7 protein-coding genes are annotated in these 13,123 nt (G+C 37.6%); 1 reads left to right on the top strand and 6 read right to left on the bottom strand.

The window, feature by feature from the left end:
* Positions 1-47 precede the first annotated feature (47 nt).
* The 5 genes from ACFINZ_RS02985 to gyrB all read right to left on the bottom strand — a co-directional run bounded on the left by ACFINZ_RS02985 (position 48) and on the right by gyrB (position 9,069).
* The gene (locus tag ACFINZ_RS02985; protein WP_375633662.1) at positions 48-767 is read right to left on the bottom strand and encodes a sulfate transporter family protein; all 720 of its coding nucleotides are present in this window, start codon (positions 765-767) and stop codon (positions 48-50) included.
* A gap of 1,889 nt (positions 768-2,656) precedes the next feature.
* Positions 2,657-4,078 (bottom strand): bifunctional phosphopantothenoylcysteine decarboxylase/phosphopantothenate--cysteine ligase CoaBC, encoded by a 1,422-nt coding sequence (gene coaBC, locus ACFINZ_RS02980; protein ID WP_375633663.1) that lies wholly within the window; start codon positions 4,076-4,078, stop codon positions 2,657-2,659.
* Between the two features lie 68 nt (positions 4,079-4,146).
* On the bottom strand, positions 4,147-5,733 hold the full coding sequence (gene ubiB, locus ACFINZ_RS02975; protein WP_375633664.1) for a 2-polyprenylphenol 6-hydroxylase: 1,587 nt from the start codon (positions 5,731-5,733) through the stop codon (positions 4,147-4,149).
* Between the two features lie 2 nt (positions 5,734-5,735).
* A complete protein-coding gene (gene ubiE / locus ACFINZ_RS02970) occupies positions 5,736-6,518 on the bottom strand; it encodes a bifunctional demethylmenaquinone methyltransferase/2-methoxy-6-polyprenyl-1,4-benzoquinol methylase UbiE (protein ID WP_375617479.1) in 783 nt (260 codons plus the stop codon).
* A gap of 118 nt (positions 6,519-6,636) precedes the next feature.
* Positions 6,637-9,069, bottom strand: a complete 2,433-nt coding sequence (gene gyrB / locus ACFINZ_RS02965) for a DNA topoisomerase (ATP-hydrolyzing) subunit B (protein WP_375617480.1) — start codon at positions 9,067-9,069, stop codon at positions 6,637-6,639.
* A gap of 1,255 nt (positions 9,070-10,324) precedes the next feature.
* Between gyrB and ACFINZ_RS02960 the strand changes: the two genes are divergently transcribed.
* Positions 10,325-11,230 carry a transporter substrate-binding domain-containing protein gene (locus ACFINZ_RS02960; protein WP_375617481.1) on the top strand — a complete coding sequence of 302 codons (906 nt, stop codon included), beginning with the start codon at positions 10,325-10,327 and terminating at the stop codon, positions 11,228-11,230.
* 11 nt (positions 11,231-11,241) lie between these two features.
* Here the strand turns inward: ACFINZ_RS02960 and ACFINZ_RS02955 are convergent, their stop codons facing one another.
* The gene (locus ACFINZ_RS02955) at positions 11,242-12,774 is read right to left on the bottom strand and encodes a YifB family Mg chelatase-like AAA ATPase (RefSeq protein ID WP_375617482.1); all 1,533 of its coding nucleotides are present in this window, start codon (positions 12,772-12,774) and stop codon (positions 11,242-11,244) included.
* Positions 12,775-13,123: the final 349 nt, after the last annotated feature.

Here is a 13,123-nt window from a genome sequence, read left to right as displayed (position 1 = left end):
TGTTTTCTTTGGCTGGCAAGTTTTATTAACCTTAAAGTCAAGGAACACTATTTTTGTGTAATGCGTGCCATGGTCTTTTGGGAAAGCATTTTGTGTAAATATGTCATAAAGGCAGCTGCAAAAAGCGGTGTTGCTAAATTAAGAATTGGAATCGAAACAAAAAGCGCTATCAATAATCCTGCGCCAAAAACCGTTGTGTAATGAGTATGTAAAAAAGCACGGGCATCTTGTTCTGTTCGAAAACGGTAAGCCGCAAACAAGAAATATTCATGACCGAGCAAATAACCATTAATAAGATAAAAAGCAATTAAATTAATACCTGGTATGAAGAATAAAATAAAAGCAATTCCATTACCAAGAAGGCTTAAAATAACAAATTTAAAGGAAATGATAAGAGAACGCTGAAACGGCAAAGCTTGTCCAATAGGCTCGTTTGGGTAATCCTCTTTTTCAATGATTTCAGCAGCAGAGTCAATGAAAAAACCACCAATCATAGCTGAGATCGGTGCAATCAAAAAAGCCAACAAAAGAGCCAAACCAAGATTAAAAATGATAAGCATGCTAAAACCAATCCATCCCGCCCAACTAGGGAGTCCAGGAAGAAATTGAGCAATCCAGGGCCAAAAGTAAGACACAAAAAGTTGGTGCACACATAACCATAAAATGGTGAGAATGAAAAAAGTAACCCCCAATGCTTTCAGTATCATAATACGATATTGCGAGGTCATAAGACGTTGTAAAGCACGATAAGCAGCAGTAAAAATCATAGATTAATAAACTAAGGAAAGAAGCAAAAAAAACAAGAAATATATTTAAAGTATGTACAGTGTAATTTTTTCTTTCTTTGAATTACAAGATTTTTTTCAAGAACATTATAAAAAACGGTTAAGGTTTCTTTGTTAAAAATAAAGTTTGAATAAATAGAAATTTTGATTTTTAAAAACAAAGAAGAATTTAAAAAGTAGCTGTTGTAGAAGAAATTTTTAGTATTTTTGTACATAGTGTAGATTATTGCGTTTATATGATATATGTAAAAAATTAAGGAATAAGAACTATTTGGGAGAAAAGTTGTTTACTTCTATTTATTCAGTAGAGTTATCTAACTTCGTTTATCTAAGTGCTTAATTGTTTTACACAATTCCTAAAATTCTGTACTTTTCTACTATTTGGCGGCATGCTTTTGCCCCTCGCTTTCAAAAAAATATTGAGTTCAATGGAATAGGGGTAACGTAGTAGCTCCGTAGATATTCTAATTTTGGGCAACAGAATGATTAATATGATAGAAGTGGAAAAAATAAGCTTAGGCGATTGACCGTCCGATCCCATAGAAGAGCAGTTTTTTGAGGAAGCAAAGAAAGGGAGAAACCACGGATGCTTAAAAATGATGAGATTTTGAATTTTAAAAGCTATAAGTGCAATGAAGTAAGCATTCATTGAAGCACTTTTCATACAAGTGGTGCACTGTATCAAATAATTTTTAGATAATAACACCACTAATTTATCGAAGAGAATTGATCATTTTCAACTTGAATAAGAATCCCAAATATAGAAATATTCTTTAATTTCAAAGACTCTATTCAACATCAAAAAATTATTTACGTACACATTATAGGCGAGACCAATGTATGGATACAAAGCTTTCAATAAAGGAATAAAAATGCTTCTCATGAAACATCACAATATGAGGATATCATGGATAAAATTCTAGTTTTTGTGGTCTTGGTATTCTGGAGAGAGGACACATACATTTAATTTTAAAGACCGATCACTGAGAAAAATAATAAAGGCTTCAGTTTCATAAACTTATAGACAGTGGTGCAGTGAATTTTGTCTACACTCTTTATAAGCGTCAGTGTGAGATATGCTTCAAATTGCATTGAGATGTTATAATATCATTGATTTATACATTATTTTTCATAGCGAATAAGAGCTCAAAATAAAGTTTTCATATTTTCTCATTAGCTGCTCTCATCATGAAACAATCAAAATCATTTATTTGCATATCATAAATATGACCGATATGTGGATAAAAACATTGAAGAAAGAAAATGCTTTTTATAAATTTTATCCATTACAAGAGCTTTGTCAAAATTGATGGTAGCCAAAGTGAATGATAGCTTGTTTTTTTTTATAAGCTGGCGAGACAGTGGTGCAATAGATCCTACTTTTATGAAGGCTAGGGTGAGATAGGATTTTTTAAAAAAACATTTCCCAACGCTCATCACACCCATTTCGCAACAGCGTTTGTGAATGGTATATGGGTAAAGCTCTCGTGAATAATATAAAACTTATAGGGCATCACTAACTTTACGCTTAATAAAAAGAGCACGCTGGCACCATCATTCTCAGTGTTTGTCCGAGACAAGCCCTTGGTTCTTGAGACGGTCCATTATAAGCGCTTTTAGTTCTTTCTGAAACGTTTTGTATTCATACAGTTATCCTTGTTTACAACGTGCAAGAAAATGATTTTTATTGATTCAACATGAGAGAGATTGGGAATGAGAGAATCTTATGATATTTGGGATTCTAATTTAATATGAACAATGCGATATTATCATTATAAACCAGAAATATTATATACTAATTGAGATGGATAGACACCTATTGTCAGTTCTATTTTATAAGGTGTTTTAATATCAACGCGTTTGAAGAGTTCTTATTTGCAAAGGGGTATATTTTCCTCATGAGGAGTAGGTGTTTTGGGGGCAAAAAATGATACAATCACGTTTGCTAATTTTTGCGCTACGTGTTGTTTACTCATATGGGGCCATTGTTCAACTTTTTTTCTACTTACGAGATAAACTTGATTTGTATCAGCGCCCATGACACTTGTACCATCTAGTTGAAGAGAAATATCATTAGCAAGAATGAAATCAGCTCCTTTTTCAACACATTTTTTTTGTGCATTGGCAATGATATCACATGTTTCAGCAGCAAAACCAATGACCAATGAGGGGCGGTTTGGAGCGTGTCCAATCGTTGCTAAAATGTCAGGATTTTCAACCATATGAAGGGATGGTGGTATTTTATGAGCATTCTTTTTAATTTTGTGTAAAGACTGCGTTTGACTGCGCCAGTCACAAACAGCGGCAACAAAGATAGCACCATCAGCAGGCAATGCGGTTTGAACGGCTTGTAACATCTGTTGTGCTGTTTCAACATGAATGGTTTTTACTTCTTGTGGGTCTGCGAGATTAACAGGTCCACAAATAAGTGTTACTTTTGCACCCAAATGTGCAAGAGCGGTTGCGATGGCATGACCTTGTTTACCTGAAGACCGATTAGCAATATAACGCACTGGATCAATTGGTTCATGGGTAGAGCCAGAGGTAACGATGAAATGGCGGTCAGAGAGAGGTTTTTCATGCACATTCAAAAGATTCTCTATGGTAGCGACAATAGTTAAAGGTTCGCTCATGCGTCCATATCCCATCTCGTCACGTTCAGCCATATTTCCGATTTCTGGTCCGATGATATGAACGCCATCTGCGCGCAATTGTGCAACATTGCGAATAGTGGCTGGATGCGTCCACATGGACGGATTCATAGCGGGTGCAATCAAGAGTGGACAGCGTGCCGCTAAAAGAATGCAATTAGCCAGATCATCTCCTATGCCATTGGCTATTTTTGCAATACGGTTGGCTGTAGCAGGAGCTAAAATAATCAGGTCAGCATCACGTGCTAATCGGATATGTCCGATATCGTGTTCTTCTTCGCGTGAAAATAAATCAGTATATACAGTACCACCGCTTAAAGCTTCAGCGACTAAAGGCGTAATAAATTTTTGCGCTGCTTTTGTCATCACAACTTTTAAATGTGCTCCACGTTCTTGTAAACGGCGAATCAAATCAAGTGCTTTATAGGATGCAATACTTCCACCAATAATAAGAAGGAGAGATTTTGATTTCAATGATTGCATTTCAACAGCGCTAGCATGAAGGGGTTGTGTGGTGAGAAGAGAGGGATTGCTTAAAAGGCGCCGGACTTCTTCTTCCATAGAAATACCATTTTGCGCGGCGCGTATGCGCAAAGCTTCTTTGGTTTCAGGAGACAGGTTACGAATGGTAATACTGGCCATAAAATACCTCCAAGAAATAAAATGATTGCAATGATTTCATTGTTGATATTTTTAGCATATTAAGGAGATTAGAAAAGATGAAAAAAGTAAAAAGTAAGACAAGCGCAACAAAGTGCAATGATGAAAAGACTATAACGACCATAACGGTTTCTGTGACTTTGTTCTACAGCAAGTTGTTTGAGGGTAGCATGAGAAAGATTAAAACCTGTTTTTCTCATTTGATTAAAATCTTCTTCTATTTGTTGGAAATTTTGAACCAATTGTGGTGTTTTGCGTGCCAGCGAAAGGAGAGCTTGTGCTCCTTCACTAAAGTCTTTTGCAACGCCTACGGGTCCTAAATTTTTACTAATCCATTCTTTGACAATGGGTTCAGAAGCTTTCCACATATTAAAAGTGGGGTCTAATGTGCGGGCAACACCTTCCACGACAACCATCGTTTTTTGCAGCAATAAAAGTTCAGGTCGCGTTTGCATGTCAAATAATTCAGTGACTTCAAACAATAAAGTGAGCAATTTAGCCATGGAAATGCTTTGTGCTGATTGTCCGTGAATTGGTTCGCCAATAGCGCGGTTGGCTTGCGCAAAGCTTTCAATATTATGGTGTGAAGGAACATAGCCTGCCTCAAAATGGGCACGTGCAACTCGATGGTAATCGCGGGTAATAAAGCCGTAAAGAATTTCAGCAAGGAAATGCTTTTCTTTTTTTCCAAGCCGTCCTGTAATACCTAGATCAACAGCGACAATACATCCTTTTTCATCTACAAATAAATTACCAGGATGCATATCGGCGTGAAAAAAACCATCACGCAGTGTATGACGAAGAAAAGATTGAATAAGCGTAATAGCAAGCGCCTTCAAATCAAATCCTGCTTCTTTGAGTTTGGAAGTTTCGGATATTCTTATACCATCAATCCATTCCATTGTAAGAACATTACGTCCTGTCCGTTCCCAGTCAATACGTGGAACCCGAAAGCCTGTATCATGTTGAATATTTTCAGCCATTTCAGATATAGCTGCTGCTTCTAAGCGTAAATCCATTTCAAGTCGTGTTATTTGTGCTAAAGTATCCACCACACAAACAGGACGAAGCCTTCGAGAGGCAGGGATATAGCGCTCTTGCAAATGAGCAATGAGATAGAATCCTCTAAGATCTTTAGAAAAACGTGCTCTGATATTGGGACGAATAACTTTTACAGCACATTTTTTCTTATGGCCAGTTTCATCACTGTATTCAGCTGGATGAACTTGAGCAATAGAAGCGGCGGCAATGGGGGGATAAAAATTTACGAATAAATCATCAATAGAGCGACCAAGAGAACTTTCAATTTGAGCAATAGCGGCGGTGCAAGAAAATGTTTGGACACGATCTTGTAGTTGTGACAAATCTTCCGCAATATCACGGCCGACAATATCAGGCCTTGTTGCAAGAAATTGACCAAGTTTTATGTAAGAGGGTCCAAGCTTATTAATGGCATATGAAATATTTTCAGATCGCTGTTTCTTTTTTGTTTTGCGTCGTGCTAATGCACTCGCTATACGATGACATAGCGCTGGAAATCCTTGAAGATCATCATGAGGAAGAGCACTTAAAACACCTTCACGTGTTAAAACCCATCCTGCACGCATCAATTGAAAGTAAGGGGAAATTTGCACCATTTTTAAATTTTCCAACCTGAATGCAGCGCTGCAATCGCACCGGTGAGATTGCGGTACGATACCCGCGAAAACCCCGCATGCTTGATCATATGGGAAAAATCATCTTGCTTAGGAAATTTGCGGATAGATTCAACCAAATAACGATAAGCATCGCCATCATTTGCGATAAATTGACCCAGCTTAGGGATAGCATGGAAAGACCAAAGATCATAAATTTTATCGAGCCAAGGCATCTCGACATTTGAAAATTCTAAACATAAGAAACGTCCACCGGGCTTTAAAACACGAAAAGCTTCTCTAAGAGCTTGATCAATATGAGGAACATTGCGAATTCCAAAAGCAATCGTGTAAGCGTCAAAGCTTCGATCTTCAAAAGGTAGATTTTCTGCATTGGCTTCAACAAAATCAATCAGAGGGGCAAGACCATTTTTTTGTGCGCGTTTTTTGCCAACGCTGAGCATTGAGCCATTAATATCAAGCACCGTAGCATGGGCTTTTTGGCGTGAAGCATTAAGAATACGAAAAGCAATATCACCTGTACCGCCAGCGACATCAAGAACTTTCCAATGAGAAAGTGCTGGTGGGGAAAGCCAAGCAATCATGGAATTTTTCCACACACGGTGTAGCCCTAAGGATAAGATATCATTCATCTTGTCATAATTTTCAGCAACAGAATGAAACACACCATCCACCATGAATTGTTTTTGTGTTTCATCTACTCTTGTAAAACCAAAAGAGTGCTCCATGCCACCCTTGGTTCCTACACGTTCTGTTTCAATTGCCATGTATATGATCTTCCTTATTTTTCTTTTATCGTAAATGAAATAGAGAGGGAATGTTCAACTACGAAAAAACAACGTATAAAACTACGACGTTTACACAGCCAAAAACAGAAGAGTACCTTTAGATATCAAGATTGGCAACGCTTAAGGCATTGTCTTGAATAAAAATACGTCTAGGTTCAACTTCATCACCCATGAGACGAGAAAAGAGTGAATCTGCATCGGTTGCATCATTAATTTTTACTTGTAAAAGAGAACGTGCATTGGGATCAAGCGTTGTTTCCCAAAGTTGTTCAGCATTCATTTCCCCAAGACCTTTATAACGTTGAAGAGTAACACCTTTTTTACCGTTTGTAAAAATGCTCTCTAAAAGGCTCATAGGACCAAAAATACGCTCTGTTTTATCTTTGCGACGTAAAAGAACAGGAGGATGATATATGTCGATAAAATTTTGGGAAATGCGATCAATTTGGCGTGCGTCAGTTGAATTTATAAGTCCCACATCAAGCGTAACAACATCTTTAACACCACGCAAAATACGCTCAAAACATAAACTTCCATCTGCTGTATATTGTCCACTCCAACCTTGTTCCATATCATCAGCAATCAGATTAAGGCGGTGTGCTGTAGTATCTGCTATTTTTTGCGCTTTTTCTTGTGTTGCAAAGACTTCAAGATTAAAAGCGCCAGCAATTGCTGCTTGTTCAACAATATTACGGTCATAACGGGTATGAAGACCATTTAAAAGTTGACGTAATATACGAGCATCTTTAGCGAGTTGATACAAATCAGCCCCTGCACGAACTTCTCCCGTTGAAAGCTCAAGCGTTGTTTCTTCTAATCCAGTATCGATCAAGAATTCTTCAAACGCTGCTTCATTTTTAATATATTGGGAAGATTTTCCACGCGACACTTTATAAAGAGGAGGCTGAGCAATATAAAGATGTCCACGTTCAATCAACTCGGGCATTTGTCTAAAAAAGAAAGTGAGCAGCAGAGTACGAATATGGGCTCCATCAACGTCCGCATCCGTCATGATAATAATCTTATGATAACGTAATTTATCCGGTGAAAATTCATCCTTCCCGATAGACGTTCCAAGAGCTGTAATAAGTGTTCCAATCATATCAGATGAGAGCATGCGGTCGAAACGTGCTCGTTCAACATTGAGGATTTTACCACGAAGGGGTAAAATTGCTTGATTTTGACGTGAGCGCCCACTTTTTGCTGAACCGCCAGCCGAATCCCCCTCGACAATAAAGATTTCTGATTTTGCGGGATCTCGTTCTTGGCAATCGGCAAGCTTTCCTGGTAGAGAAGTGATATCAAGCGCCCCTTTTCGTCTTGTTAGTTCACGTGCTTTGCGTGCTGCTTCACGTGCTGTTGCAGCTTCTACCACTTTACTAATGAGAAGTTTTGCTTCATGAGGATGTTCTTCCAGCCATATTGAAAGACCTTCATTGACCAAACTTTCAACAATAGGGCGCACTTCAGAAGAGACTAACTTATCCTTTGTTTGTGAAGAAAATTTTGGATCAGGAACTTTGACAGAAAGAATAGCTGTTAATCCTTCACGGCAGTCATCACCGGTTAAGTTCACTTTTTCTTTTTTAGCAATACCTGAAGATTCAGCATAGCCATTAATTTGGCGTGTAAGGGCACTTCTAAAACCTATCAAATGCGTTCCACCGTCACGCTGAGGGATATTATTGGTAAAACACAAGACCTTCTCATGATAGGAATCATTCCACCACAGGGCAACATCAACGCTCATACCATCCTTTTCACTTGCAATATAAATAGGAGTATCAAGCAGAGCTTTTTTTGATTGGTCAATATATTTCACAAACTCTATTAATCCACCTTCATAATGCAATTCAACGGATTTAATATCAGCATGACGCTCGTCAACAAGAAGAATATAAACCCCAGAATTTAGAAAGGCTAATTCCCGTAAGCGGCGCTCCAAAATTTCAAAATCAAACTCAACCATAGTAAAGGTTTCAGAGCTTGGTAAAAATCTAATTTCTGTTCCACTTTCTTGATCGCAATCGCCAACAACTTTTAATGGAGCATCAGCTACCCCGTGGGTAAATGATATTTCATGAATTTTACCATTGCGTTTGATTTGCAATTTAAGCCAAACGGATAATGCATTCACAACAGAGACGCCAACACCGTGTAATCCGCCTGAAACTTTATAAGAGTTTTGATCAAACTTTCCGCCGGCATGAAGCTGTGTCATAATAACTTCAGCTGCAGAAATACCTTCTGTTGGATGGATATCTGTCGGAATTCCACGTCCATTATCACGAACAGAACAAGAACCATCAGCATGGAGTGTGACGTTTACAAGAGTTGCATGACCGGCTAAAGCTTCATCGATAGCATTGTCTACAACTTCATAGACCATATGATGTAACCCCGATCCATCATCAGTATCACCGATATACATACCAGGACGTTTGCGTACAGCATCAAGACCTTTGAGAACTTTGATAGAAGCGGCATCATAGTTATTGCTTTGTGCTGGTGAGGTTATTTCATCACTCATAAGTTAGTCCATTCCTGTGTTCAATTTACAATATTTTATCCGCTTTTTTTAAAGCTCAATGTTCTGATCAGTTATTTATGGAATAACCACATTAAATATTTACCGTATATCAGATCTAGATTCAATATCTGTCGATATATAATGGAGAGAATGATAAAATGATAGTGTACTGTTATGCTGTAAAACACTAGGGCGGTGATATAAGGCGAATAAACACTTATGACTTATACAAAAAGCTGTTTCATAAACGATGCTATTTACTTTGTTTATTTTTGCATATACGTTCTGTTTCAGAATTAGTTATGCATTTTGTGTTACACTAATAAAGGTCTCACTTGTTTTATCCATAAATCAATTTTTCAATCCTAATTCTACCATATATTTAAAACAAAGGTTGCGAGCTCTCTAAGCAGTTCAAACTTTTGTATGTTAGATTGAGACGAAAATATTATGTATATTGGTTTGTGTCATCTTTAAAATGTGAAAAAAGCTTTATTTGAGGAAAATATAAATGCGTAAATGTAAAAACATGTTTCCACGATCATCTTTATATTCAACTTTACAATTAAAAAAACGTCTTACGGTGATGTTTTTGAATAATGAGGGTAATGACGCATTATCTTACGCTTTTGTTTCTTGCATTCTCGTGAGGTTGCATCGCTCATTCAAAACAAAACGCCATTGTACTGTTTATTCACGCGCTTTTTTAAGGAGCATCTCTCAATGTTCCCAAACTCATTTTACAACGATGTTTGAATAGTATAACGCAAAATACCCTGTGAATACTACAAGATTTATGTCCCCCATCTTTCCCATCGTGACAATAAAGTGCAAATCAGAATCATCATTTTATTTTTCAGCTCTTAAATGTTGGTGCAACCTTAATGTTGAGAAAACCCTCGGCATTTGAGGGGTGTTTTTACTCTTTTCTTCAATAGTATCTATATACTTCCCAGGTTGTGATACGCAAGGAAATGGTCTTAATATTTTAAGGTACGCGGGATATTTTGATAAAATAAAGTGTACCACTAAAGTATATACAGCTTATTTCTTATATTAAAAAATTAAATCGCTTTTCTCTAAAATTACTTTTTATATATTCATTTTGGAAAATTAACATCAGAAATCTAAGCATTTTCAATGGTTTCAAAAATAGCAAGAATTTTATTTATTAAACGCCAGATATTTTGGTGAAGTGCGTTAGATAATAGTTAAGAAGTGTTGCATCTTAGTTTTGAAAAATGGGGGAGAGATTTTGAAAATAAAAAAATCTATATATGTGAAACATCTTCAATTGCGTTTACAGTACTTTTTATTCAATAATCCATACAATATTTTTATTCGTATTTTATTTGTAGCAGGGGGGGTTCTATTTTCCTCTTACGCAGAAGCTGAAAGGCTGCCTTCTTTTTTTGATTCGCATGAACATTTGGTACAACCTGATACAACGGATATCTTTCGTTTGCGTTTTGTAACAAGTTTTGATTTTCCTCCTTTTAATTTTATTGATCAATCGGGGTATCTTGCAGGTTATAATATCGATTTATTGCGCGCTATTTGCTCAAAATTAAAATTAGAGAAGCTTTGTGAAATAGAAGTGATTCCTTGGAAAGAGCTTGTAGAACATGTTAAAAATGGTGGTGCAGAAGTCATTATTGCGGGTTTAAAAGAAACAAGTAAAACCCAGCAAGATCTTGTTTTTACAAAGTCATATTTGCGCTTTCCAGCGCGATTTGTTGCTTCTCGACGTTTAAATCTCGATGAGCCAATAAGCGATCAATTGATACATTTAACCAGTGGTGTTTTGTCTAAAAGTGTTCACGAAAAACTCTTTCAACATTATTTTCCTAAAGCCAAATGGCAAGGGTTTAAAAAGAGAGAAGAGCTCTATAAAGCATTACAAGAGCGTAAAATTGACCTTATTTTTGATGATGGATTTGCTTTATCATTATGGTTCAAAAAACAAAAATCTGTTGATTGCTGCCATTTTGTTGGGGGGGCATATATGGCGCCACAGTTATTGGGGCAAGGAATGCAGCTTGCTGTTGCAAAAAAGAATGAAAAATTGGTTGATATACTCAATTATGCGCTGAAATCTCTAGAAGAGGATGGTAAACTTACAGAACTTTATTTGCGTTATTTTCCAATAAGTTTTTATTGATGAGTAGTTTTTTAATTAAGGGCTGTTAATCTTTCTGCGCCTAGTCGATAGGAAATAGCTTCTGCGAGATGATAGCGTGAAAGAGTATCTGATCCGTCAAGATCAGCAATTGTGCGTGCAACTTTGAGAATGCGATGATAAGCGCGTGCAGAGAGGTGCATTTTTTCACTCACATCTCGTAAGAGTATGGTCGCACTTTTATCAGGAATGGCAATCTGTTCTATAATTTTGGCAGGGCAATCGCCATTGGTACGAATATGATCAAACCCCATTGTTGAAAAACGTTTAGCTTGAATGGTACGGCACCGTGCGACGCGTTTGGCAACGTCACAGCTTTTTTCTGATTGTTCTGGTTGCATAAGGTCCATAGCCGTCAAAGCAGGGACATCAATCCGTAAATCAATTCGGTCAAGCAGAGGACCAGAAATACGGGACTGATAATCGATTTGACAGCGTATCCCTTTAGGGCAAACATGGTCTTTTTCGCCTGCCATACCACAACGGCAAGGATTCATTGCGGCAATAAGTTGGAAGCGAGCAGGATAGCTAATATGGTGATTAGCGCGGGCGATAACTGACACCCCACTTTCTAAAGGTTGACGAAGAGAATCAAGAACCTGTGGAGAAAATTCAGGCAATTCATCAAGGAATAACACACCATTATGAGCAAGGGAGACCTCTCCTGGTCGTCCTTTAAGCCCTCCACCAATCATTGCGGCCATGGAAGCAGAATGATGTGGGGAACGAAAGGGGCAATGAAGTGAAATGGTATTATGAACCGTTTCTCCTGTAATAGAAGCAATCAGAGAGACATCTAAAAGCTCACGGCTATCAAGAGGTGGCAAAATGGAAGGTAAGCGTTGCGCTAGCATAGATTTTCCAGCACCAGGGGGACCTACAAACAAAAGGTTATGGCGTCCAGCAGCACAAACTTCTAAGGCACGTTTGGCTGTTTTTTGTCCTTTGATTTCGCAAAGATCTGGAAGTCCAGTTTCGATAGTATATTGGCGCGGTTGTGGACGTTTTTGAATTTGGGTTCCTTTGAAATGGTTGACTATAGTGAGCAGAGTCTCTGGGGCAAGAATATTTATTTCTGCATTTGCCCATGCTGCTTCAGGTCCACATTGGAAGGGACAAATCAGTCCTTTATCGAGTGATAAAGCTGTCATGGCAGCTGGTAAAACACCATTAACAGCGGTAAGTGAACCATCCAGTGATAATTCTCCTAAAATGATATAGTCTTGAGCTACTTCGGGAGGGAGGATTCCCATAGCAAGCATTAAGCCTACAGCGATTGGCAAATCATAATGCGATCCCTCTTTAGGCAAATCAGCTGGTGCAAGATTAATCGTAATTCGTTTAGTAGGCATAGAAAGTCCACAAGCGTGGAGGGCTGCTTGTACACGTTCACGGCTTTCTGCAACTGCCTTATCAGCTAATCCAACAATAGCCATTCCTATTTTACCAGACGAAATCATAACCTGTACATCGACAGGGACTGCTTCTAGACCGCGAAAAGCAACAGTTGTAATACGTGCGATCATTTATTTATTTTCCCCTTTAGACTTGGTAGAGACAATCATATCTATTTATAAAAATCAAGAAGCATCTCTATAGCTTTTTTTATAGAGAGAACTATATACGTGGGCAGTTTTTTAGCATTCCCATGGAAAGTCATTTGTACAAATTTAACCATGATGATATGGGACGCAATAAAACATTTATAATAAGCTAAATAAATATGTTAAGAAAAAAAGAATGAGGCTGTTCGTGTTATACAACAGTGCAGAATTTTATGAAAATATAAGGGGAGGATAACGTTATGTATCGCAGAGTGTTATTTGATGTGATAAAACGTGTAAAATGTGCAAAGTAATTATATTTACCTTTCTT

Origin of the sequence: Bartonella sp. AA81SXKL (assembly GCF_042196945.1) — a bacterium.
GTDB lineage: Bacteria > Pseudomonadota > Alphaproteobacteria > Rhizobiales > Rhizobiaceae > Bartonella.
This window is presented reverse-complemented; position numbering and strand designations above follow the sequence as displayed.